General features: G+C 72.0%; 23 protein-coding genes. 10 read left to right on the forward strand and 13 right to left on the reverse strand.

Annotated features, from left to right (window positions below; genetic code table 11):
• Positions 1–43: 43 nt before the first annotated feature.
• Complete coding sequence (locus FB047_RS13655) at positions 44–856, forward strand: ParA family protein (protein ID WP_136587757.1); 813 nt, start codon at positions 44–46, stop codon at positions 854–856.
• A 194-nt stretch (positions 857–1,050) separates the two neighbouring features.
• On the opposite strand, the gene FB047_RS13660 is transcribed toward FB047_RS13655, so the two are convergent.
• The 3 genes from FB047_RS13660 to FB047_RS13670 form a co-directional block, all read right to left on the reverse strand.
• Positions 1,051–1,596 carry a MerR family transcriptional regulator gene (locus FB047_RS13660; RefSeq protein ID WP_136587758.1) on the reverse strand — a complete coding sequence of 182 codons (546 nt, stop codon included), beginning with the start codon at positions 1,594–1,596 and terminating at the stop codon, positions 1,051–1,053.
• 95 nt (positions 1,597–1,691) lie between these two features.
• The gene (ftsR, locus tag FB047_RS13665; protein ID WP_136587759.1) at positions 1,692–2,378 is read right to left on the reverse strand and encodes a transcriptional regulator FtsR; all 687 of its coding nucleotides are present in this window, start codon (positions 2,376–2,378) and stop codon (positions 1,692–1,694) included.
• Positions 2,378–2,866, reverse strand: a complete 489-nt coding sequence (locus FB047_RS13670) for an FHA domain-containing protein (protein ID WP_420812656.1) — start codon at positions 2,864–2,866, stop codon at positions 2,378–2,380. The genes ftsR and FB047_RS13670 overlap by 1 nt, the downstream gene beginning before the upstream one ends.
• A gap of 302 nt (positions 2,867–3,168) precedes the next feature.
• On the opposite strand from FB047_RS13670, the gene FB047_RS13675 reads away from it, so the two are divergent.
• Complete coding sequence (locus FB047_RS13675) at positions 3,169–3,822, forward strand: copper resistance CopC family protein (protein WP_136587761.1); 654 nt, start codon at positions 3,169–3,171, stop codon at positions 3,820–3,822.
• Between the two features lie 9 nt (positions 3,823–3,831).
• Positions 3,832–5,229 (forward strand): dihydrolipoyl dehydrogenase, encoded by a 1,398-nt coding sequence (gene lpdA, locus FB047_RS13680; RefSeq protein WP_136587762.1) that lies wholly within the window; start codon positions 3,832–3,834, stop codon positions 5,227–5,229.
• A 158-nt stretch (positions 5,230–5,387) separates the two neighbouring features.
• Here the strand turns inward: lpdA and FB047_RS13685 are convergent, their stop codons facing one another.
• Both FB047_RS13685 and FB047_RS13690 read right to left on the reverse strand, forming a co-directional pair.
• Positions 5,388–6,032: a CYTH domain-containing protein gene (locus FB047_RS13685; protein WP_136587763.1), complete on the reverse strand. Its 645-nt coding sequence runs from the start codon at positions 6,030–6,032 to the stop codon at positions 5,388–5,390.
• Positions 6,029–6,256 carry a response regulator gene (locus FB047_RS13690; protein WP_136587764.1) on the reverse strand — a complete coding sequence of 76 codons (228 nt, stop codon included), beginning with the start codon at positions 6,254–6,256 and terminating at the stop codon, positions 6,029–6,031. Before FB047_RS13690 ends, FB047_RS13685 begins: the two co-directional genes overlap by 4 nt.
• Before the next feature lie 123 nt (positions 6,257–6,379).
• Between FB047_RS13690 and FB047_RS13695 the strand changes: the two genes are divergently transcribed.
• Positions 6,380–7,135, forward strand: coding sequence for a glutamine amidotransferase (locus tag FB047_RS13695; RefSeq protein ID WP_136587765.1), 756 nt, complete (start codon positions 6,380–6,382; stop codon positions 7,133–7,135).
• A gap of 113 nt (positions 7,136–7,248) precedes the next feature.
• Here FB047_RS13695 and FB047_RS13700 read toward each other — a convergent pair whose 3' ends face one another.
• From FB047_RS13700 to FB047_RS13725, 6 genes are all read right to left on the reverse strand, one after another.
• Complete coding sequence (locus tag FB047_RS13700; RefSeq protein WP_240752815.1) at positions 7,249–7,980, reverse strand: NAD(P)H-hydrate epimerase; 732 nt, start codon at positions 7,978–7,980, stop codon at positions 7,249–7,251.
• Positions 7,973–9,034 carry a YihY/virulence factor BrkB family protein gene (locus FB047_RS13705; RefSeq protein WP_136587766.1) on the reverse strand — a complete coding sequence of 354 codons (1,062 nt, stop codon included), beginning with the start codon at positions 9,032–9,034 and terminating at the stop codon, positions 7,973–7,975. Before FB047_RS13705 ends, FB047_RS13700 begins: the two co-directional genes overlap by 8 nt.
• A 79-nt stretch (positions 9,035–9,113) precedes the next feature.
• Positions 9,114–9,617, reverse strand: coding sequence for a prepilin peptidase (locus FB047_RS13710; protein ID WP_167494246.1), 504 nt, complete (start codon positions 9,615–9,617; stop codon positions 9,114–9,116).
• 16 nt (positions 9,618–9,633) lie between these two features.
• Positions 9,634–9,930 carry a DUF1905 domain-containing protein gene (locus FB047_RS13715; protein ID WP_136587768.1) on the reverse strand — a complete coding sequence of 99 codons (297 nt, stop codon included), beginning with the start codon at positions 9,928–9,930 and terminating at the stop codon, positions 9,634–9,636.
• 135 nt (positions 9,931–10,065) lie between these two features.
• The gene (locus tag FB047_RS13720; protein WP_136587769.1) at positions 10,066–10,461 is read right to left on the reverse strand and encodes a ribosomal maturation YjgA family protein; all 396 of its coding nucleotides are present in this window, start codon (positions 10,459–10,461) and stop codon (positions 10,066–10,068) included.
• Positions 10,458–11,024, reverse strand: a complete 567-nt coding sequence (locus FB047_RS13725; protein WP_136587770.1) for a mismatch-specific DNA-glycosylase — start codon at positions 11,022–11,024, stop codon at positions 10,458–10,460. The genes FB047_RS13720 and FB047_RS13725 overlap by 4 nt, the downstream gene beginning before the upstream one ends.
• Before the next feature lie 56 nt (positions 11,025–11,080).
• On the opposite strand from FB047_RS13725, the gene FB047_RS13730 reads away from it, so the two are divergent.
• Positions 11,081–11,881, forward strand: a complete 801-nt coding sequence (locus FB047_RS13730; RefSeq protein WP_136587771.1) for an alpha/beta fold hydrolase — start codon at positions 11,081–11,083, stop codon at positions 11,879–11,881.
• A gap of 274 nt (positions 11,882–12,155) precedes the next feature.
• On the opposite strand, the gene FB047_RS13735 is transcribed toward FB047_RS13730, so the two are convergent.
• On the reverse strand, positions 12,156–14,189 hold the full coding sequence (locus FB047_RS13735; RefSeq protein WP_240752817.1) for an ArnT family glycosyltransferase: 2,034 nt from the start codon (positions 14,187–14,189) through the stop codon (positions 12,156–12,158).
• Positions 14,190–14,289: 100 nt separating this feature from the next.
• Positions 14,290–16,011: a cellulase family glycosylhydrolase gene (locus FB047_RS13740; protein WP_136587772.1), complete on the reverse strand. Its 1,722-nt coding sequence runs from the start codon at positions 16,009–16,011 to the stop codon at positions 14,290–14,292.
• 168 nt (positions 16,012–16,179) lie between these two features.
• On the opposite strand from FB047_RS13740, the gene FB047_RS13745 reads away from it, so the two are divergent.
• From FB047_RS13745 to FB047_RS13765, 5 genes are all read left to right on the forward strand, one after another.
• Positions 16,180–16,650, forward strand: coding sequence for an Lrp/AsnC family transcriptional regulator (locus FB047_RS13745; RefSeq protein ID WP_136587773.1), 471 nt, complete (start codon positions 16,180–16,182; stop codon positions 16,648–16,650).
• Complete coding sequence (locus tag FB047_RS13750) at positions 16,647–18,041, forward strand: aspartate aminotransferase family protein (protein ID WP_136587774.1); 1,395 nt, start codon at positions 16,647–16,649, stop codon at positions 18,039–18,041. Before FB047_RS13745 ends, FB047_RS13750 begins: the two co-directional genes overlap by 4 nt.
• A gap of 205 nt (positions 18,042–18,246) precedes the next feature.
• Positions 18,247–19,659 carry an APC family permease gene (locus tag FB047_RS13755; protein WP_136587831.1) on the forward strand — a complete coding sequence of 471 codons (1,413 nt, stop codon included), beginning with the start codon at positions 18,247–18,249 and terminating at the stop codon, positions 19,657–19,659.
• A gap of 182 nt (positions 19,660–19,841) precedes the next feature.
• Positions 19,842–21,827, forward strand: coding sequence for an ArnT family glycosyltransferase (locus tag FB047_RS13760; protein ID WP_136587775.1), 1,986 nt, complete (start codon positions 19,842–19,844; stop codon positions 21,825–21,827).
• Between the two features lie 97 nt (positions 21,828–21,924).
• Positions 21,925–23,490, forward strand: a complete 1,566-nt coding sequence (locus FB047_RS13765; protein ID WP_240752819.1) for a DUF3375 domain-containing protein — start codon at positions 21,925–21,927, stop codon at positions 23,488–23,490.
• The last annotated feature ends 2 nt before the right edge of the window (positions 23,491–23,492 follow it).

Raw genomic sequence — 23,492 nt, forward strand, 5'->3', positions numbered from 1 at the left:
GCTGAATGTGCTCACAGCCTAGGGGACGGTAACGTGGACTCTCGTGCACGTACTCTCCGTCAGCTCTCTCAAAGGCGGGGTCGGCAAGACGACCGTGACACTCGGGCTGGCTTCGGCCGCCTTCGCACGTGGCGTTCGCACTCTCGTCGTCGACCTCGACCCCCAGTCCGACGTGTCGACCGGGATGGACATCCAGGTCGCCGGTCGGCTCAACATCGCCGATGTCCTGGCGAACCCGAAAGAGAAGGTCGTCCGCCAGGCGATCACCTCGAGCGGGTGGGCGAAGGTGCATCCGGGCACCATCGACGTGCTCATCGGCAGCCCGTCGGCCATCAACTTCGACGGTCCGCACCCGAGCGTGCGCGACGTCTGGAAGCTCGAAGAGGCCCTCGCGACCATCGAGAGCGAGTACGACCTCGTGCTCATCGACTGCGCCCCCTCGCTCAACGCCCTCACGCGCACCGCGTGGGCCGCGAGCGACCGCGTGGTCGTCGTGACCGAGCCGGGACTGTTCTCCGTCGCCGCCGCCGACCGCGCTCTCCGCGCGATCGAGGAGATCCGCCGCGGTCTCTCCCCCCGTCTGCAGCCGCTCGGCGTCGTGGTCAACCGCGTGCGCCCGCAGTCGATCGAGCACCAGTTCCGCATCAAGGAGCTGCGCGACATGTTCGGCCCCCTCGTGCTCAACCCGCAACTGCCCGAGCGCACCTCGCTCCAGCAGGCGCAGGGCGCCGCGAAGCCGCTGCACGTGTGGCCCGGAGACTCGGCGCAGGAGCTGGCGGCCGACTTCGACGCCCTGCTCGACCGGATCGTCCGCACCGGCCGCATCCCCGTCGAGAACGAGGCCCCGCAGGCCTGACCCCGCGCTCGCGACGACGCCGTCCCGCTGCCTCGCAGCCGGGGCGGCGTCTGTCGTCGGGCCGCGCCTCGCGCCTGACTCGCCAAGATCTGTCGCTTCCAGCGGCCACGGAGCGACGAAACCTGGCGACTCGCGCGGGGGGAAGCAGAATTCCGGATGCCATGGCATCCGGGATCAGAGGAGAGTGAGGCCCTTTACGCGGTGCGGGCGGCGCGACGCGCGGCGAGCTCGTCGACCGCGTCGGGGGTCGCTTTCTCGAAGTCGACCAGCGTGGACTCGACCTCGCGCAGGACCTTGCCCACCGCGATGCCGAAGACGCCCTGGCCGCGGCTGACGAGGTCGATGACCTCGTCGTTCGAGGTGCAGAGGTAGACGGAGGCTCCATCGCTCATGAGCGTGGTGCCCGCGAGGTCGCGGATGCCCGCGGCCCGGAGCTGGTCGACGGCCGTGCGGATCTGCTGGAGCGAGATGCCGGTGTCGAGGAGGCGCTTCACGAGCTTGAGCACGAGGATGTCGCGGAAGCCGTAGAGACGCTGCGACCCCGAGCCGCTCGCCCCGCGGACCGTCGGGACGACGAGCTCGGTACGAGCCCAGTAGTCGAGCTGACGGTACGTGATGCCGGCGGCGCGCGCCGCGACGGCGCCGCGGTAGCCCGTGTCGTCGTCCATCTCGGGCAGACCGTCGGTGAAGAGGAGGTCGGTGGCGAACCGGGGTTCGCCGACTGCGTCGCCAGCGTTCATGCTCGCGCCCTCCTTTTCTGCTCGTTTCCTCCACGCTAGATCAGCGAGGGTCCCCCGGCAATGACATCCGCTCCGAGGGCCGCGGCGTGTCGCGGTCAGGACAGCATTCGCTCGATCGCGTCGCGCACGAACAGCGAACGCACCTCTTCGAGACGGCTCGCCAGCTCGGGCGCCAGCTCGCTCGCCCGCGCGCGCGAGGCCGCATCGGGACGGCGCAGGAGCGCCGAGAGGGCGGACTCGACGAGCGCGACCTCGCGCTCCGCGCTCTGGCGGAGGCCTCGCACGTGGCGCGGTTCGATGCCGTGCCGATCAAGGGCGACGAGGGTGCGGAGCAGGGCGACCGTCTGCTCGGAGTAGGTCTCCGCGCCCGCGATCACCCCGGTGCTCACCGCGTCGTTGAGCAGCTGCGGGCCGGCGCCGGCCGCCGCGAGCAGCTCGTCGCGGCGGTAACGGCGCGGAGCGGTCGTCATCGACGGGATCGACGTGGGCGGAGCGGGGTTGCGCCCGGCGTCGAGGTCTTCGAGGTAGTCCCGGATGACGACGAGGGGGAGGTAGTGGTCGCGCTGGAGGGTCAGGGCGAGGCGGAGGCGCTCGAGGTCCGCGGGCGAGAACTTGCGATAGCCCGACTCCGTGCGGGTGGGGGAAACGATCCCCTGCACCTCGAGGAACCGCAGCTTGCTCGAGGTCAGCGCCGGGAAGTCGGGGGTCAGACGCGCGAGCACCTGTCCGATGCTGAGCAGCCCCGCAGCCGTCTGACGACCACGGGAGGGGGCTGCCGCCATCAGTGCTCTGCCGCGGGCAGGTCGACCGGCGAACCGAAGAAGTTGAGGCGGAACTTTCCGATGCGCACCTCGGAGCCGTTGACGAGGGCGGAGCGGTCGACCCGCTCGCCGTTGACGTAGCTGCCGTTGAGCGAGCGCTGGTCGACGATCTCGAACGCCGTTCCGGTGCGGATGATCTCGGCGTGACGACGCGACACCGTCACGTCGTCGAAGAAGAGGTCGGCCTCGGGGTGACGACCGACGGTGGTGACGTCGGTATCGAGCAGGTAGCGGGCACCCGTCGTGGGGCCGGAGCGCACGATGAGCAGAGCGGCTCCCGAGGGGAGGGCGTCGATCGCCTCGAGCTCCGCCTCGGTGAGGTCGGCTCCGAAGGGGACGAACGACAGGTCGGCGTCGTGGGTCTGGGTCGTGTCGTGCGAGCGGTCGCGGGCGGCGGCGTCGGCCGCGCGTCTGATCTCGTCTCGATCGAATCGGCTGGTCTCGTCCACGGCTTCTCCTTCATATTCACCATAACCGATCGGTCCAGAACGAACGGAGGCCGACCGCGCGCGGGCCATGGTGATGCGTGATGTGTCTGATTTCGTCGACACCGGACACCGCGGTTCGGGGCGCGGGGCGGCCGACGAGACACTCGAACCTATCGACCCGGGGTCCGTCGTGTCGAGTCCGGTGACGCCGGAAGGCGCGGGTGAAGCGCGCTCACGAGCCGCGGAACACGATCCGACGGGCGCGGACCGTCTCGGACGCCCACCCGAGGCTCCCTGTCAGCGCCGCTGATTAGGGTCGGAGCATGACGTCCCTCCTGGCGCCGCGCCGGCGCACCCTCCCCGCCGCCCTGGCCGCCGCGCTCCTGGCCGCCGTCGTGCTCCTCGTGCCCGCGGCCCCGGCCTCGGCCCACGACGAACTGGTCGCGACCGACCCGACCGCCGACGCGGTCCTGGAGGCGCTCCCCTCGCAGATCACCCTCACCTTCAGCGCCGACGTGCTCACCGACCCGGGCGCCACCGTCGTCGAGGTCACCGACGCGACCGGGGCGTCGCTGACGAACGGCGCCCCCGAGCCGTCCGGCACCGAGGTCATCCAGGCGCTGGCGGGGCCGGCATCCGGTGCCGTCACCGTGAAGTGGCGCGTGGTCTCCAGCGACGGGCACCCCATCGACGGCTCCTTCGCCTTCACCGTTCCCGAGGCGGCCCCGACGCCGACCTCCGCGCCATCGACGACGTCATCGGCAGCGGCATCCCCCTCCGCGTCCGCCTCCGCGCCGGCGGCACCCGTCGAGACGGCTGCGCCCTCCCCCACCCCCGTCGAGGAGGCGTCGAACGCGTCCCCGCTGCCGTGGATCCTGCTGGCGGTCGCCCTCGTGATCGTGGCCGGGGTGCTCGTCTACGTGTTCGCCGCGCGCGGACGCCGGAACACCGCCGGTGGCGGCACCACCGGGCGATAGGCTGGAACCATGCCTCATTACGATCTGGTCATTCTTGGTGCGGGTCCCGGCGGGTACGTCGCCGCCGTCCGCGGCGCACAGCTCGGACTGTCGGTCGCGATCGTCGAAGAGAAGTACTGGGGCGGTGTCTGCCTCAACGTCGGCTGCATCCCCTCCAAGGCCCTCCTGCGCAACGCCGACCTCGCGCACACCTTCCACGCCAAGGCCGACCTGTTCGGCATCTCCGGTGAGGTCTCCTTCGACTTCGGCAAGGCCTTCGACCGCTCGCGGTCGGTGGCGGCCGGGCACGTCAAGGGCATCCACTACCTGATGAAGAAGAACAAGGTCACCGAGTACGAGGGCCGCGGATACTTCGCCGACGACCACACCATCGAGGTGACCAAGACCGACGGCTCCAAGGAGCAGGTCACCTTCGACAACGTCATCATCGCCACCGGCTCCACCGTGCGCCTGCTCCCCGGGGTCACCCTCAGCGAGAACGTCGTCACCTACGAAGAGCAGATCCTCACCCGCGAACTGCCCTCCTCGATCGTCATCGTCGGCGCCGGCGCGATCGGCATGGAATTCGCGTACGTCATGACCAACTACGGAGTGAAGGTCACGATCATCGAGTTCCTCGACCGGGCGCTGCCCAACGAGGACGCCGAGGTGTCCAAGGAGATCCAGAAGCAGTACAAGGGCTACGGCGTCGACATCCTCACCTCCACCAAGGTCGACTCCGTCACCGACCACGGCGACAAGGTCACCGTCGCCTACACCGCCAAGGACGGCCAGACCGGGTCGATCGACGCCGACCGCGTGCTCATGTCGATCGGCTTCGCCCCCAAGGTCGACGGCTTCGGTCTCGAGAACACCGGTGTGAAGCTCACCGAGCGCGGCGCGATCGACATCGACGACCACATGCGCACCAACGTCCCCCACATCTACGCCATCGGCGACGTCACCGCGAAGCTGCAGCTCGCCCACGTCGCTGAAGCGCAGGGCGTGGTCGCCGCCGAGACCATCGGCAACGCCGAGACCCAGACCCTCGGCGACTACCGCAACATGCCGCGCGCCACCTTCTGCAACCCGCAGGTCGCCTCCTTCGGCCTCACCGAGCAGCAGGCGCGCGACGCCGGCCACGACATCAAGGTCGCGAAGTTCCCCTTCTCCGCCAACGGCAAGGCCAACGGCCTCGGCGAGCCCGTCGGCTTCGTCAAGCTCGTCGCCGACGCCGAAACCCTCGAACTCATCGGCGGCCACCTCATCGGCCCCGACGTCTCCGAACTCCTGCCCGAACTCACCCTCGCGCAGAAGTGGGACCTCACCGCGCTCGAGGCCGCTCGCAACGTGCACACCCACCCGACGCTGTCGGAGGGTCTGCAGGAGGCGTTCCACGGCCTCGCGGGGCACATGATCAACCTCTGATCCCCGCACGACGCAGAAGGCCCGCCCGGTTCGACCGGGCGGGCCTTCTGCATGGTGGGGAGGCAGCGACCTGCGGGGGCGGCGACCCGCGGGGTCAGCGACCTGCGGGGTCAACGACCTGCGGGGTCAGCGACCTGGGAGGCCAGCGACCTGCGGAGTCAGCGACCGAGCGTCCGGGCCAGTTTCGATCCGGATGCCGCGGGGCGGCCTCCCGCGGCGAACACGGCGGCGTCGACCGCGGCGAAGAAGGCCGTGCGACCGGCGTCGTCCTGCGGGGCGGCCGGACCGAGCTCGACCTCCCACTCGCGCCACGACGATTCCTCATCGCGCCGCTCGTCACGCGCGCGCACGCGATCGTCGACGAATTCCGCCACCTCGCGCCCCTCGGCATCCTGAAGGGAGTACGCGGTGCGGTGATTGCGCACGCGGGCGAGAGCGGTGAACGGCGGTCGGGCGATCGACGAGACGGCATCCTGAACGGCGGCGGGGACCACCGGTTCGGCGTCGGGGTCGACGTCGTCCTCAAGGGGCCACTGCGTCTCGGTGCGCCCCCCGCCCTCGGCGGGTCCCTTCACGTGCCACCCGGCGTCGGGGCCGCCCAGGCGCCGCCGCACCGCCACACCCGCGCGAGCCAGCTCGGCCGTGGGGGTGTCGAGGTAACGGGCGTCGAGGTCCCGCGGTTCCGGCTCGCCGATCCGCGTCACTCCCGGGAGGGCCGACCAGTCGGGCAGCGGCGTGTCGTCGTCGACGTCGTACTTCGCCTCTACCTCGACGCTCGACGACCCGCTCGGGCCTGCGCTCAATCGTCGCGTCCGTCGGCGTCGGGGTTGATGTCCTCGGTCTCTTCGGCGAACGCGAAGACGGCCTGGGTGGGGCCGTCGGCGTCTCCGGTGTTCGTGGGCTCGCCCTCGCGGCGGTAGACCAGCTGACCCTCGCTGTAGGGCATGATCAGCGTGTCGTCGGACTCGTTCTCGAGCGGGATCACCTGCCCGTCGAGCGGGCCTCCGGTCAGTCGTGCAATAGCCATGCCGCCAGCGTAGACCGCGCCCCCGACACCGCCCGGTGACTTGACACCGCGCGACGCCTCGCGCCGATCCCCCGCGGCCGCGCCGGCTGCCGGGCCGGGGATCCGCCCGCCTAGACTCGCGGGGTGAGTTCGACGGACCTGCCCGGTGACCGCCCCTTTGTGCTGCTCGCGACGCGCGCCGAAGACGGTCCCGCCGACGAGGAGTACGCGCTCTTCCTGCGCTACACCGGTCTGCCGCCCGAGCGGCTGAGGCGCGTGCGCCTCGAGCGCGAACCGATGCCGGCCATCGACCTCGACGCGGTGTCGGGCGTGCTCGTGGGCGGGAGCCCGTTCAACGCCTCCGATCCGCTCGAGCGCAAGTCCGCCGTGCAGCGACGCGTCGAGGCCGAGATGGCACAGCTCGTCGCCGAGGTGGTCGAGCGCGATGCGCCCTTCCTCGGCGCGTGCTACGGCGTCGGCACCCTCGGCACCCACCTGGACGCCCCGATCGACGGCACCTACGCCGAGCCGATCAGCGTCGTCGAGGTCTCGCTGACGGACGCGGGACGCGACGACCCGCTCACCGCGGGGATGCCCGCGACCTTCTCCGCTTTCGTGGGGCACAAAGAGGCGATCAGCGCGCTGCCGCCCTCGGCCACCCTGCTGGCGTCGTCGCCCACGTGCCCCGTGCAGATGTTCCGTCTCGGTCGCAACGTCTACGCGACCCAGTTCCACCCCGAGCTCGACGTCGACGGGATCGTCACCCGCATCCACGCCTACGCCGGCTACGGCTACTTCGGCGCCGACGAACTCGACCTGACGCTCGCCGCCGTGCGTCGCGCACCGGTGACGGCGCCCTCCCGCCTGCTGCGCACCTTCGTCGAGCGCTACGCGCGCTGACCCGCGTCGACCGCCGCATCCGGCCGGGAGGCGGGTCACCGGCGCGTCGACACGCGCACCCCGGGACCCGTGCCCCGGCACCCGCGCCGCGCACCCCGGCACGGCCCGCGGCCTCAGTGCTCCGTGAGCGCCCCGGGCGAGGGCATCCGCACGACCCCGATCGCGGCGGTCACGGCCGGATGGGCGAGCCGCAGGTACGGCTCCAGGCCGAGGTCGACGAGATGGACGCGCCCCGCGAGGGCGGGCCCGCGACCGCGCACGAGGCCGGCCTTGAGCGCGCCGAACGTGACGGTGACGTCGGCGGGGAGCACCGCGGCATCCGCTGATCCGTCGTCGGGGTCGAGACCGCTGGGCAGGTCGACCGCCACGACCCGCGGGAGCGAGGGGCGGGCCCGCAGGCACTCGACCACGGCGCGCGCGCTGCCACGCAGCCGCCGATCCGCCAGGCGACCGATGCCCAGGATGCCGTCGAGCACGAGCGCGTAGTCGTCGATCGCCCCGCAGACCTCCGAGGTCTGCCGCACGGTCGCCCCCGCGGCGACGGCGGCATCGAGAGCGGCACGGTGCACGCGGTCGCGGACGAGCACGATGTCGACCCTGTCGCCCCCGGCCGCCGCGAGCTCGGCGGCCGCGTAGAGCGCGTCTCCGCCGTTGTCTCCCGCCCCGGCGAGCACCAGCACCGGGCCCGGCGCGTCACGGCGCTCCGCGGCCACAACCTCGGCGAGGGCGTGCGCGGCCCACCGCATGAGCGGTCGCCCCTCGGCGAGCAGGGGCGCCTCGGCCGCACGGACGGCGTCGGCGGTGTACGCCGAGACGCGCGCGGGGCGGGGCGCGGTGTCAGACACGGGAGTCCGCCTCGGCCTGGTCCTCGCGCTGCGCGGCGGCGGGGTCGTTCGCGGCGAGGGTCTCGCGCTCCTTGCGCTCCGCCGCTCGCGCCGCCTCGAGCTCCCCGGTCGCCGCGCGCACGGCCTTCTCGGCCCGGCGGACGCGGAACTGGATCATCGTGGAGGCGCCGTACTTGGCGCGGACGCGATCGTGGTCCTCCTCGGTCGCGACGGTGATCCACGCGCCCGAGATGAGGATGACCTGGCTCGAGAGGTTGAGCCACAGCAGGAGCGCGATGAGGGACGCGAAGGTGGTCAGGAGGGGGTTGTTGCCGGCTCCGCCGACGAAGAGCCCCGACAACTGCTGCAGCACGACCAGGCCGACACCGCCGAGCAGGGCGCCGCGCACGAGCGTGCGGCGACGGGTCTTGACCCCCGACAGCGCCGCGAAGGCCACCGCCACCGCGGCGGTGTCGAGCGCCAGCACGACGACCGTCGACAGCAGCCACGTCAGCACCGCCGTGACCCACGAGTCGGCCGAAATGCCGAGGAGTTCTCGCACGAAGGCGAGACCGGCGGTCGCGAGGAAGGTCACGACCGCGGCTCCCACGAGGGCCACGCCGATCCCCACGGCGACGGCGAGGTTGCGCAGGATGACGAGCACGGGGAGCGTGTCGTCGGTGGTGACCCCCGCGATCTGGCGCAGCGCGGAGCGCAGCGAACCGATCGCGCCGATCGCCGCGCCGATGAGACCGATGGTTCCGATGACGCCGGCGACGGTGAACTCCCGGGGCGCGGTGATCTCGCTGACATCGAGGAGGCCGTCGGATCCGACGAGACCGGGGACGACGTTGTTGACCGAGCGCTCGAGGGCGGCGAAGGCATCGGGATTGCCCGAGAGCCAGACCGCGGCGAACGAGAAGCCGATGAGAACTGCGGCGAACAGGCTGAACAGCGTGCGGTAGGTGACGCTGTCGGCGAGCATGGGGCCGCGTGCCCCCGAGTAGACGAGGAAGGCGCGCACGAGGCGGAGCGACAGGGCCCACGCGGTGACGCGACGGATGAGGTCGGCCATGGGGTCAGGGTATCCGGGCGGGCGGGCGACGCCCGGCGGGGTTGACCGCCCGCGCGTCGCGCGACAGGGCGGGCGTCTCCTAACCGGCCCGCGCCAGGATCTGGGCCCAGGCGCCCCCGAGCAGGAACGGCCCGAGCGGCAGGTCGACTCCGCGCCCCCGCGCGGCCAGCACACCCGCCGCGGCGACCCCCGCGGCCAGGAAGCCGACGCCGATCCCGGATGCCACGGCCTCGAGGCCCCACCAGCCGAGGTGCGCTCCGACGAGCCCGGCGAGTTTGACGTCTCCGCCCCCGAACGCCCCGGGGCGGGCGAGGTGGAGGAGCAGGCACGCCGCGAACGCCCCCGCCGCCCCGAGGGCGACCTCCGTCGCGCGTTCCGGTCGACCGGTCGCCGCCGCGGCGAGCGACAGCAGCACGACCCCCGACACGGTCGCGGGAAGGACCACGGCGTCAGGGAGGCGGTGATGTCGCACGTCGATCACCGCGAGAACGACGCTCACCACGGCGAACAGGGCGTACGCGGCAACGGCCGCCGGCTCCCCGGGCCGCGACCCGGCCGTCAGCACGGACGCGACGGCATGCACCCCCACCGTCGCGGCCTCACGCGTCGAGGACGACGAGCTCGACGACGACCGTCGCGCCCGGATCGATGCCCTCCGCGTCGCGGACCGCGCGCTTGAGAGGGAGGACGTACACCCCACCGGCCTGGGGGAAGATCGAGGTGCGGAAGGCCGTCGCCCCGATGACGGCGTCGACGCGGACTCCGCCGAAGCCGCGGCGGAAGGTCTGGGTCTCACGGATGTCGTCGCTGAGCACGGGCGGCAGGGCGACGAAGTACCAGTCGCTGTCGCTGCGGGCCTCCCACCGGAACACGACGCCCTCGAACTGCACGATCACGCGGATCCTCCCCTTCTCGCCGAACCGTCACGCTACTCCCGAGCGCGCGAGCGGCGCGGCATCCGTCCCCGGGGAGGAGCCGTGCACCGCGGGGGTGTTCCCCCCGACGCCGCGTCGGCCGAGGCGCGCCCGCCGTCACCGCGGCGCGGTGCGTTCCACTCGCCGCCGGGTCCACACCGCGTGATCGATCCCCATCGCGCTCGCCACGGCGAGCACGTACACGACGAGATCGCGCGGGTCGAAGCCCGAGCCGAGCACGAGGGCGGCGAACGGCATCCGTTCTGCGAGGGCGAGCGGGATCCCGGTGAGCTGCAGCAGCTCCACGCCGATGCACCACAGCGCGGCGCCGGCGGCCGGCACCGGCCGCGGCGCGCGCGGGAACAGCAGCACGAGTCCGCTGTACGCCGCGACGGCGTACAGCGCGTCGCCGCCCACGTCGGACGCCACCGACGACGGCAGCAGGCGGTGCACGGCGAGCCCCGCGGCGATCACCGCGGCGAGGGCGACGAGGGCCGCGATCCGCCGCGTCATCCGATCAGCCCGGCGGCGCGCGCGGGGGCCGCGTACGCGGCGGCGAGGGTCGCGACCGTGTCGTGCGCGTTCAGGCCGCTCGGGTTCGGCAGGACCCACGTCTCGCACCCCGCGATCTCCTCGCCCTGCCTCCCCGCGACGGCTTTCGGCCGATCGAACCCCTGACGATAGGCGGTCAGGCCCACCACGGCGACCACGCGCGGGTTCCACGCGGCGACGCGGAGCGCGAGGGCCGAAGCGCCGGCGCGCAGCTCGTCGCGGGACAGCTCGTCGGCACGGGCCGTGGCGCGTGCGACGAGATTGCTCACCCCGATGCCCGCGTCGAACACCAGGCGCCGATCGGCCTCCCCGAGCGGCGCCGAGTAGGCCGGGGCGTGCGGCAGGATCCCCGCCCCCACGAGAGCCGGCCAGAAGCGGTTGCCCGGTCGAGCGAACGGGGTCCCCGTCGCCGCGGTCCACAGCCCGGGGTTGATGCCGACGAACAACAGGCGCACCCCGGGTTCCACGAGGTCGGGCACCGTGGCATCCCGGAAGGACTCGAGTTCGGCGCGCGTGAAACCCATGAGACCACTATGACCACTTCCCGGGGCGGCACCGGGATTCTGCCAGGATCGGAGGAATGGATGCCGTGCCCGCCCTCACCGAGGTCCCTCCCGCGCAGTTCGTCATCGTCGGCGACAACGTGCGCCTCGCCACCTACTCGTGGGGCGACCCCGAGGCCGATCCGGTGCTGTGCGTGCACGGCTTCGGATCGAGCACGCGCGACAACTGGGTCAACACCGGGTGGGTGCGCGACCTGCTGCGCGCCGGCTTCCGCGTGATCGCGGTCGACCAGCGCGGACACGGGGCGAGCGAGAAGCCCCACGACGCCGCGTCGTACACGATGCCGACCCTCGTGTCCGACCTCGTCGCCGTGCTCGACACCTACCTCGTCGACCAGGTGCGCTACCTCGGCTACTCGCTCGGCGGACGCGTGGGCTGGCAGCTCGCCGTCGACGCGCCCGAGCACGTCGAGCGCGCCGTGCTCGGCGGCATCCCCGACGGTCGCCCCCTCGCGCGGTTGAAGGTCGAGCAGGCGCGGGCGTTCCTCGATCACGGCGAGCCGGTTCAGGATGCCACCACCCAGCGCTACGTCTCGCTCGCCGAGCGCGTCCCGGGCAACGACCTGCGCGCCCTCGTCGCGATCGCCGAGGGGATGCGGCTCGGCGAGACCGATCCCGACCCCGAGACTCCCCCGCAGCAGCCCGTGCTGATCGCGACCGGGACCGAGGACCCGATCCACGACCAGTCGGCGCACCTGGCGGGGCTGCTCCCGCGCGGGGAGTTCGCCGACATCCCCGGCCGCCACCACGTGAACGCCCCCGGGGCGCGCGCGTTCCGCGAGGCCGGGCTGGAATTCCTCGGCCGCGGTCGCGGCTGACGCGCACATCCGCGCTCCCCGGCGCATCTTCCCCGCCGAGTGCCCGGGGCGCCCGGGCGGTTTCGCGCTCCCGCGCACTTACCCGCGCTCCGGGTGTCTTGGACACTCGACGCCGCGCGCGCGGGCGCTCGCGGGCGCCGAGACGCGCGCGTGGGTGCACGCGGGGACCGGGCTGGGCACGCGGGCGCACGCGAGTGCCGGACGGGCGCGCGAGCGCACGCGACTGCCCGGACGGGCGCGCGAGCGGGCGAGCCCGGGAGTGCGCGCCGGGACCTCAGCCGCAGGCGTAGACCGTGGAGGGGGCGCTGGTGTCGATCGCGCAGTTCTGCCCGACCCACTCCCGGATCTGCGCCGACGTGGTCGAGGTCGAGCTCGACGTACCCGACGCCCCGAACCCGCCGCCGCCGCGCTCCTGACCCTCGATGACGTAGCGCACGTCTCCTGCCTTCACGAGCGCGATGAACGCGTCGAGGGTGGGCACGGCATCCGTTCCGTTGAATCCGCCGATGGGCAGGAACGATCCTCCGTCGCTCGCGACGATGAGGGATGCCGCGGACTGCGCCCCGAAGGTCGCGGCGAGGTAGGTCGATCCCGCGGCGTTCTGTTCGAGCCAGGCGAGCAGGGCGGTGTCGGCGGTCGAGGCTCCGGCACCGAAGCCCGCACCGGTCCCTCCGCCGCGGCTCGCTCCGCCGTCGCCGGCCGCGCGCCCGGCCCCGTCGCGCGCCGACGACCCGCCGGGCCTCGAGCCCGACCCGAAGCCGCCCTGCGCGCTACCGCCCTGCGCCGACCCGCCCGGCGCGCTGCCGCCCGCCGCCGCACCGCCGCCCGGGAACGCGCCCGAGCCCGCGGCCCCGCGGCCCGCTCCCGGCATCCCTCCCCCGCCGAAACCGCCGCCCGACATCTCCGAGACGCCTCCCGCGACGGGGTTGATCGAATTGGGGTGCGCGACGGTCACCGCCGACCACACGGCCGGGGTCAACAGCAGCCCGACCAGGACGAACGCCGTGGTCACCAACCCCGAACCCCGGCGGAGCAGAAGCAGTGCGATCGCCACGGCGGCCGCCACGGCCTGCACGATCGCGACCGGCACGCTGTAACCGCCCGAGGCGAGCCCGATGCCGAGCGCGGTCGCCCCCGCCACGCCCACGATCGCCACCTGCGGCCAGGCGCGGCCCGCGCGGTGGGCGGCGGCCAGCGCCGTCGCCACGACGAGACCGAGGGGGACGGCCAGCGCCGCGGTGTAGAACTGGTGCATCCCGGCCACGGCCGAGAACATCGCGGCGAACGTCGCGGTCCACACCGTCAGCAGCACCGTCGCGGGGCGGGGGAACCGCAGGATCCACAGCACCGCGATCCCCACGATCGCGGCGGGGATGAGCCACGCCACCTGCCCGGCGAGCTGGGCGTTGAACAACCGCAGCACGCCCGGGTCGCCCGAGAACGGCGGTGTGAACGACTCGTACGCGCTGCTGTCGCTCGTGGCGCTGAAGCGGCCCAGGCCGTTGTAGCCGAAGACCATCTCCCACGGGTCGTTCGACAGCGTGCTGCCGATGTACGGGCGACTGCCGGCGGGGATCAGCGAGACGATCACGACCCACCACAGCGACGTCGCGAGGCTCACGACCCCTGCTACGACGAGGTGCCCGAGCCGCCGGGCCCACGACTGCCGGGTGACGAGGTACGCCGCCGCGAGCGCGGGCCAGACCGCCCACGCCTCGAGCATGTAGAACTGGAACGACAGCCCCACCAGGGCTCCGGCGCCCACCAGCCAACCGAGGCTGCGCTGCTGGACCGCCCTCACCGCGGCGTAGGCGGTGAGCGAGAGACCGAGCACGAAGAAGGTCTCGGGCTGATTCGAGCGGGCGACCGCGACGAGGATCGGGGTCACCGCGACGATCGCCCCGGCGAACAGTCCCGCGCGCACGCCCGCGAGTCGTCTCGCGGTCACGGCCGTGATGAGCGCGGCCCCGACCGCGGCGAGGGCGTTCGGCAGGATCACCGCCCAGGCCGAGTATCCGAAGGCGCGGACGAACAGCGCCGGGATCCAGAACGACCCCGGGATCTTGTCGAGGGTCACGGTGCCGGCGGGGTCCACGGCGCCGAAGAAGAAGTTCGACCACGACCTGCTCATCGACAGCGCGATCGAGGCGTAGTACTCGCTCGGCGCGCCCGCCCACACCTGCCACCCCGTCAGGACCAACGCCGACAGGCCGATCGCGAGGAGGCCGAGGGCCCACGCGCCGGGACGTCGACGCGCGGTCCGAGAGGAGACGGCGGAGGTCGAGGCGGGCATCAGTACGGCAGTCACCCGCGCAGCGTACGCAGCGCTCCCCTCGACGAACCCTCACGCCGCTTATGCGTGAGCGATGGAATTCGCGCCCCGGCGGGCGTCGGGAGACGTCGGGGGCTCAGGATGCCGAGACGGACAGACGCGGGGTCGTCGGGGCGCGCGTGGCCGCGGCCTGCAGACCCACCCGCACGTTCTGCCCGGGGGCGAGGGAGGCCGCCCACTCGGTTCCCCTGCACGTCACGGTGGACCCGCTCAGCGTGCAGGACATCCCCCACGCGTTCGTGACCGCCGTGGTGCCCGGGGCCTCGAACGACACGGACCACGCCTTCACGGCCGCGCCGGCCGTCAGCGAGAGCTCGGCCACGTAGCCCTCTCCCCAGGCGTTCTGCGGCACCCAGGTCGCCGAGAGGCTCGCGGGCGTCGAGGGCTTCGGCGAGGTCGACGCGGTGGGCTTGGGCGAGAGCGACGGGCTCGCGCTCGGTTTGGGCGAGATCGTGGGCTTCGGCGAGGCGGACGGGCTCGCGGTCGGCTTCGGCGACGTGCTGGGCTTCGGAGACGTCGAGGGGCTCGCGCTCGGCTTCGGCGACGTGCTCGGCTTCGGCGACGTGCTCGGCTTCGGCGAGGCCGAGGGGCTGGCGGTCGGCTTCGGCGTGGGCACCGCGACCGGGGCGAGGATCGGTCGCAGCGCCGCGAGCTTGGCCTTCTGCAGCGTCCGCCAGTCGTCGGTGACGAGTCCGCCGGTGTCGCCGCTGTTCGGGTTGAACGACCAGTAGGCGTAACTGATCTTCGTCTTCGCCAGGTAGGCGACGAGCGTCGTCATCCAGGCCTTGTCGCTGTCGGTCTCGAGCTTCGTCCCGAACTCGCCCAGGAGCACCGGGGCGATGTTCTTGCGCACGAGGTATCCCCAGTTGGCATCCCAGACCGACTCGAGGTTCGCGGGGTAGTTCGGCGCGGAGAACCACGGCTGCTGGTGCACCGTCGCCGGGTAGTCGTGCGGGGAGTAGACCACGCGGTTCTTCACCTTCAGGACGACGGGTGCCGCGCCGACATCGCGCAGACCGCCGCCCCACCACGTGCTCGAACCGTCGTTCTGACGCTCGACGCCCTCGACGATGATCAGCAGCTTCGGATTGACCGACAGCACCGCGTCACCGGCCCGCGTCGCGGCAGCGCGCCAGTCGCGCGCCGGGTCGCCGCAGTTCCAGCAGGCGGGCCCGTGGGGCTCGTTGTGCAGGTCGACGCCGATGACGGCGGGTTCGTTCTTGTAGCGCTGGGCGAGCATCTTCCAGTCGTCGATCCAGCGCTTCTCGCTGTAGGCGCCCGTGTACCAGAGCTCGCTCTGCGCGGCGGAGTCGGGGCGGTGACGATCGAGGATCACCGTCAGGCCGTAGCCCTTCGCGCGGGCGATCACGGTGTCCATCAGCCGGAGCGGGCTGAGACCGACGAGATCGGCGTTGACGGAGGTGTTGATCGAGTTCGTCGAGGACGCGGCCAGGCACTCGTTCGAGAAGGGCAGACGGATGGTCGTGAAGCCCATGCCGGCGATGGACCGCAGCCCCTCGTCGAGCGAGATCGACCAGAGTCCGTGCGGGGCGCAGTTGGAGGTCTCCATGCCGAACCAGGCGACGGCCTTGATCGTGTACGGCGTGCCCGCCGAGGTGACGATGCTCGATCCGCGGGTGGAGAGCCAGCCGGGCAGGGCGGTGGCGGCGGTCGCGTTCGGCGCGGCGACGGCTCCGGTGACGGCCCCGGTCACGGCGAGCGCGGCGACGGCGGCCGCGGCGGTCAGACGCCGGACGGTGCGGCGCGCAGACGACCACCGTTCGAGCCACCCCGACATCCGCACCTCCGCGGTCATCGTAGCGGCGCGCGGGACCCGCGCGTGCGCGTTCCGCGCGCCGAAGAGGCGCGGCATCCCCCGTGACGACGGTTTCCGCGCTGTTACGCCTCCGTAAATGTCGAGATCAACATTGATATAGCCGTATATGCGCTGATACCGTCGCCCATCATGAGTCCCCCGGCCGAACGCAGTCCCGCCCTCGATCGCGTCTCCAAGGCGATCGTCGAGCAGCTGCAAGAGGACGGCCGTCGTTCTTATGCCGAGATCGGCAAAGCCGTCGGTCTCAGCGAGACCGCGACGCGCCAGCGGGTGCAGAAGCTTCAGGATGCCGGCATCCTGCAGATCGTCGCGGTCACCGATCCGCTGCAGTTGGGCTTCGCCCGGCAGGCGATGATCGGCGTCCGCGTCTCCGGCGACACCCGCGTCGTCGCCGCGCAGATGACCGAACTGCCGGGCGTGATCTACGTGGTCTCGACGGCGGGCTCGTTCGACCTGCTCGTGGAGGTCGTCTGCGAGAGCGACGACGACCTCATCGACCTGCTCAACGACCGCATCCGGTCTCTTCCCGACGTCGTCTCGACCGAGACGTTCGTCTATCTCAAGCTCCACCGTCAGCTCTACAACTGGGGAACGCGATGACCCTCATCGAAACGAATCAGCACGCCGACCTGCAGACCAAAGCCCGCGATCACCTCTGGATGCACTTCTCCCGCCAGTCGACGATGACCGAGGGCCCCGGAGTGCCCATCATCGTCAAGGGCGAGGGCCACCACATCTTCGACGCGACCGGCAAACGCTACATCGACGGGCTCGCGGGACTGTTCGTCGTCAACGCCGGCCACGGTCGACGCCGCATCGCCCAGGCGGCGGCCAAGCAGGCCGAGGAGCTGGCGTTCTTCCCGCTGTGGTCGTACGCCCACCCCGCGGCGATCGAGCTGGCCGACCGGCTGGCGCACCTCGCCCCCGGCGACCTCAACCACGTCTTCTTCTCCACCGGCGGCGGCGAAGCCGTCGAGACGGCGTTCAAGCTCGCCAAGCAGTACTGGAAGACGCAGGGCAAGCCCACCAAGCACAAGGTCATCTCACGGGCGATCGCCTACCACGGCACCACGCAGGGCGCCCTCGCCATCACCGGCCTGCCGGTGATGAAGCACATGTTCGAACCCGTCACCCCCGGCGGCTTCCGCGTGCCGAACACCAACTACTACCGGGCCGAGGAGAGCGGCTTCGGGGGCGGCACCCCCGAGGAGTTCGGGCTGTGGGCCGCCGACCGGATCGAGCAGATGATCCAGTTCGAGGGTCCCGAGACGGTGGCCGCGGTGTTCCTCGAGCCCGTGCAGAACGCGGGCGGCTGCTTCCCCGCCCCCGCCGGGTACTTCCAGCGCGTGCGGGAGATCTGCGACAAGTACGACGTGCTCCTCGTCTCCGACGAGGTGATCTGCGCGTTCGGTCGCCTGGGCTACTACTTCGGCGCCGAGGCGTACGACTACCAGCCCGACATGATCACCTTCGCCAAGGCCGTCACCAGCGGCTACTCGCCGCTGGGCGGAACGATCGTCAGCGACCGGGTGTACGAACCGTTCGCGCACGGCGATGCGTCGTTCCCGCACGGCTACACCTTCGGCGGGCACCCCGTGTCATCCGCTGTCGCGATGGAGAACCTCGACGTGTTCGAAGAGGAGGGGCTGCTGCAGAACGTCCGCACCCACTCCCCCGTCTTCCGCTCGACGCTGGAGAAGCTGCTCGACCTCCCGATCGTCGGCGACGTGCGCGGTGACGGCTATTTCTTCGGGATCGAGCTCGTCAAGGACAAGGTCACGAAGGAGACCTTCGACGACGACGAGTCGGAGCGCCTGCTGCGCGGATTCCTCTCGAAGGCGCTCTTCGACGCCGGTCTCTACTGCCGCGCCGACGACCGCGGCGACCCCGTCATCCAGCTCGCGCCGCCCCTGACCATCGGACCGTCCGAGTTCACGGAGATCGAGCAGATCCTGCGCGCGACGCTCACCGAGGCCTGGACGCGCCTGTGACGCACGGGATGCCGACCCCACGACGGTCGGCATCCCTCCCCCCTCTCTTCGGCCGACCCGTCGAAGCCCACCCTCCGGCACCACCCCGCCGACCGTTCCGCTCCCACCCCGAGCGGTGCTCCGCACGCTGTACCCCGACATCAGCCCCACGGACGCGACACCCGATCGCGCACCGCACCCTCTAGGAGGAGCCACGAACGACAACATCGGTGCCGCCACGGCACCCGCGAACCCGGGCGCGAAGCTCGCCCGCACCCTCGGTCTCTGGTCGATCGTCGGCCTCGGCCTGGGGTACATGACCCCGACCGTTGTGTTCGACACCTTCGGCCTCGTCGCCGAGAAGACGAACAACGTCGTCCCGGCCGCCTACGCGGTGGCCCTCATCGTGCTCGTCTTCACCGCCGTCAGCTACGGCAAGATGGTCCGCGTCATCCCCAGCGCCGGCTCCGCCTACACGTATGCGCGCGAGGCGATCCACCCGGGCGTCGGTTTCGTGGTCGGCTGGACGGCACTGATCGACTACATGCTCCTGCCGATGGTGAACGCGCTCATCATCCGCAGCTACATGGAGGCGCTCTTCCCCGACATCCCCGGCTGGATCTGGGTCGTCGTCTTCACCGTGGGTGTGACGGGCGTGATCTACCTCACAATGCGGGGAACCTCGAACGTCAACATGATCCTGCTGGTGTTCTCGATCCTCGTCATGACGGTGTTCGTCGTCATGGTCGTCGTGCAGCTGGTCGGCGGAGCGGGAGCCGGCACCGCCGTGTCGCTCGCCCCGTTCGCCCACAGCGACGTGCAGTTCGGGGCGGTCCTGGCCGGTGCCACCGTGGTGTGCTTCTCGTTCATCGGCTTCGACGCGGTGTCGATGTACTCCGAAGAGGCGAAGACCCCGAAGATCATGCCGCGGGCCATCGTGCTGACCCTCATCGTCGGCGGTCTCATCTTCCTCATCGCCTCGTACGTCACGCAGCTGCGCTTCCCCGACTCCACCGCGTTCCCGCAGGAGGCGATCGAAGACAGCACGCTGCCCGAGATCGGCGTGCAGGTCGGCGGTCCCGTGCTGCAGGCCGTGCTCACCGCCGCGGGCTTCGCGGCGACCCTGGCCTCGTGGCTCGCGTCGCACGCCTCGGTCTCGCGCATGCTCATGGTGATGGGCCGCAACAACGTCCTGCCGCGGCGGATCTTCGGCTTCATCAACCCGAAGACCCACACCCCGACGCTGTCGATCATCATCGTCGGTGCCGTCAGCCTGCTGGCGATCGAGTTCACGCTCGAGCAGATCGCGGCGTACATCAACTACGGCGCGCTGGTGGCCTTCTCGTTCGTGAACACCTCGGTCATCGCGTGGTTCGCGATCCGCCGGGGTCTGCACAAGACGCCGGGCGACATCGTCCGCTACATCGTGATGCCCGGCGTCGGTCTGCTGCTGACGGCGCTGCTGTGGGTGAACCTCGACATGCACGCCCTCATCGGCGGTCTGATCTGGACGACGATCGGCGTGATCTACCTGGTCGTGCTCACGCGCGGATTCCGCCGCCCGATCGCCTCGTTCGACGAGAACCAGCCCGTCACCGGGGTGAACAAGGTCGCTCCGGGTCCGCGCTCGGAGATCTGAGCGCACGCCCCCACCGCAGCACCCGAGGCCGCGGCATCCCGACACGGATGCCGCGGCCTCGGTGCATCCGCCGACGGACGGCATCCGCGCGACGGCGCCGGACGCGCCCGCCGATCGCAGTCACAGCGAGCTGATAGGCTGTGCATACGCCGCGCCGTTGCCCCGGGAGCACTCTTCTCGACGTGACCTCTCCCGTCGTCCTCGCGCGCTGGTGGCGCGAACCCAGGTGGGCCCGCGTATCGCTGGCGCTCATCGTCGTCGCGTTCGTCGTGCTCACCTGCTGGAACCTCGCCCGCGGCGGCGACTTCTCCTTTTACGAGGCGTCCGCCCGATCGATGGCGTCGTCCTGGCACGCGCTGCTCTTCGGCGCGTTCGATCCCGCCGCGACCGTGACCCTCGACAAGCTCAGCGGCTTCGCCGTTCCCCAGGCGCTCAGCATCCGCCTCTTCGGCATGTCGATCTCGGCGATCGCGCTTCCGCAGGTGATCGAGGGCGTCGTGACCGTGGTGGCGTGCGCGGTGCTCGGCCTGCGCCTCGGAGGCCGCGGGGTGGGCCTCGTGGCCGCCGCGGCCGCCGCGTCGACGCCGATCTTCGTGTCGATGTTCGCCCACCCGATGGAGGACGGCCTGCTCACGATGGCGCTCGCGGTCGCCGTGGTGTGGTGGCAGCGGGCGGTGCTCACGGCGCGCTGGTGGCCGCTGGTGGTCTGCGCGGTCTTCATCGGCGTCGGTTTCCAGGCGAAGATGATGTCGGCCTGGTTCGTGCTCCCCGCCCTCATCGTGGGAACCCTGCTGGCTAGCGACGGCCTGCGTCGGGGATTCGTGCGCGCGGGGGCGCTGACGGCGTCTGCGGTGGTCGCCTCGGTCGCGTGGATCACCGCGATCGCCCTCGTGCCCGCGGGGTCGCGTCCCTACATCGACGGCTCGACCGACGACGACGTGTTCGCGATGGTCTTCGGCTACAACGGCCTCGATCGCTTCGCCCCGGGCGCCGTTCCCGGCTCGGTGGGATCGTCGACCTCGACGGGGGGCGTCGGGGCGACGCTGAGCGCGATCGTGCACGCCCTCGCGGGTCACGGCGCGGCCTCGGGGGGAGCGTCGTCGTCGGCGACGAAGCTCTTCGAGCTGCCCCTCGTGACCCAGATCGGCTGGCTCTACCCCGCGGCCATCGCGGGTATCGTCCTGGGGCTCTGGCGGTGGTGGCCGCGCGCGTGGCGTGTCGGCACCGGTCCGCGCCCGGACGAGGGCGTGCCCGGCGCGCGCGCTCGGTTCGCGCTGGTGGCGGTCGCGGCGATCTGGCTCGTCACCTCGGCGGCGGTGCTGTCGTTCACCCGGGTTCCGCACACCGCGTACGTCGCGGCCCTGGGCGTGCCGCTCGTGCTCCTGACGGCCGTCGCGTGGGGCGAGGGGGTGCGCCTGCTCCGCTCGGCGTCCCGCGCGCGCCGGCTCGTCCTCCCCGCGATCGCGCTCGCGCAGGGGGCCTGGTGGGCTGTGCTCGTGTCGGAGGCGCGACTTCCCGGCATCCTTCTGATCCCCGCCGTCGCGGTGGGGGCCGCGGGCGCGGTCGTCGGGATCGTCGCGGCGGTGTCGGCCGGCCGGCTCGCCCGCGTCGCCCCCGCCGCCCTCGCCCTGGCGCTGCTGTGCCTGCCGATCGCCACGAGCCTGCAGGTGCTCGACGACGCGCGCGACGGCAGCGGAGGCGACGCCTACGTCGGCGTCACCGCGCAGAAGGGCAACCCCGATGAGACGTTCACCGTCTCGCCCCCGGCCCCCTGGGGCGGCACCGCGGGACTGACCCCGGCGGTGTCGCAGCTGGTCGACACCGCGCGCGCCCACGGCGGCGGCACGGGCGGGCAGGCCCTGATGGTGACCGATTCGTGGGCGATCTCGGCGCAGATCATCGACGCGACGGGGGCGGACGTGCTCACCGACGGCGGCTACTCCGGGCACGTGCCGGTGTTCACCGCCGCCCGGCTGAAGGATCTCGTGCACACCGGTCGGGTCCGCCTGTTCGCGGTGGCCGACGGCGCCCCCGAGTCCGACCCGGTGCGGGAGGTGGCGACCTCATCCGGATGCCGCGAACTCAAGGCCTGGTCGTTCGCGTCCAAGAAGGAGGGCGGTGACGTGAACAAGACCTCGGGAGTGACGCTCTACGGGTGCGGCGTCTGACGGCGGCCGGCCGGCGCGTGCGGAAGGACGCCCCCGGAGGCGCTCGGGAAGGTCTTCCGATCGCAGTCGCCTCGGCACCGCCGGTAGACTTCAGCCAGTGACCCGCACCCGAGCCGAAGCCGCGTATCTGCGCTCGGCGACGGCGTTCAAGAACCCCACTCTCGACCTGCTGCACGGGCGATTCGCCCCCTTCGTCGTGGCGGTGCTGTCGGTGGTGTTCACGCCCGATCGCCCCGCCGTCGCGGTCGCCGACGCCCACGTCGAGGTCGCGGAGGCGATCGAGGAGTTGCGCGCCGCGGGCATCGACTCCGACGACGACCGCCGCATCCCTGCCGGTACCGCCCGCGAGATCTGCCGCGGGTGGGTGCGGGTCGGCTGGCTGGGGCTGCAGATCGAAGACGACGTCGAGGTCTACCGCCTCTCGGCGCACGCGGTGGGAGCGCTCGAGATCGCCGGTCGCGCGGGCGGCGGGCGCGCGCGGGTCTCGCGCTCGCGTGTGCGCACCCTCCTCGACGCGGTCGAGCGCCTGTCGCGCGACGCCGAGAGCGATCCGGTCCGTCGACGCGAGGCGCTCCTCGAGGAACGCGCCGCCCTGGATGCCGAGATCGCGGCGCTCGACGAGGGCATCGTCGAGCCGCTCGACGACGAGCACCTGCTCGAGGAGGCCGAGAACGTCATCCACCTCGCCCGCGAGCTCCCCGCGGACTTCTCCCGCGTGGCGGAGTCGATCGCGGCGATGCAGCGCGACGTGGTGGCCGAGCTGCGCCGGGACGTGCGCCCCACCGGCGACGTGCTGCGCGAGTACCTCGAACGCGGGCGGCAGGTGATGCAGGCCACCCCCGAGGGGCGCGCGTTCCAGGGGGCGCTGCGCCTGATCGGCGATCCCGAGCACATCGACGACCTCACCGAGCAGCTGCACGCGGTGCTCACGCAGCCGTTCTCGCGGCTGATGACGCCCGAGCAGCGTGGCGAGCTCGACGCCATCGCCCGCCGCGTCGAGGCGGGCGTGCAGGAGGTGCTCACCGCCCAGCGCCGCGCGTCGCACGTGATCACCGCGCAGGTGCGCACGCACGACCCGATCCGCGACCGCCAGGTCGACGATCTGCTGCGCGGAGTGATGGCGGGCCTGCACCGCTGGAGTCAGACGCGGGCGCCCGGTCGCGTCGAGCCGGTGCGCACCCTCCCCCTCGCCGACATCGGGCACCTGCGCCGATCGCTCAGCGACGTGCGTCCGCCCGGGGCGCCGGAGCCGTTGGCATCCGCCTCCGAGGTCGACGACGCCGAGTTCGCCGCGGTCGACACGCGCGCGTGGGGCGGTCCGCACTACGCCGAGCTCGAGGCCTACGTCGCGGGTCTCGGGGACTCCTTCGACCTCGCCGCCGCCTTCGCCGGGGCGGATGCCGAGACGCGGCGCCCGGTCGACCTCGTCGGGCTGCTCGAGATCGCGCACCGCGGGGGTCTCGTCGAGACCGACGAGGTCTCGATCGTCGAGGCCGTGCGCCCCGACGGCACGACCCGCCGCTTCGCCTTCGGGGCGGTCACGGCGCGAGGTGGGGCCTGGTCCGAGACGGAGCGCGAGCCGGCACCGCCACCGGGGCCGGCGGCCCCTGCGGAACCGCCCCGGAGCCCCGACCTCCCCCTCGACCGAGACAGGAAAGTGTGATC

Origin of the sequence: Microbacterium hydrothermale (assembly GCF_004854025.1) — a bacterium.
Classification (GTDB): Bacteria; Actinomycetota; Actinomycetes; order Actinomycetales; family Microbacteriaceae; genus Microbacterium; species Microbacterium hydrothermale.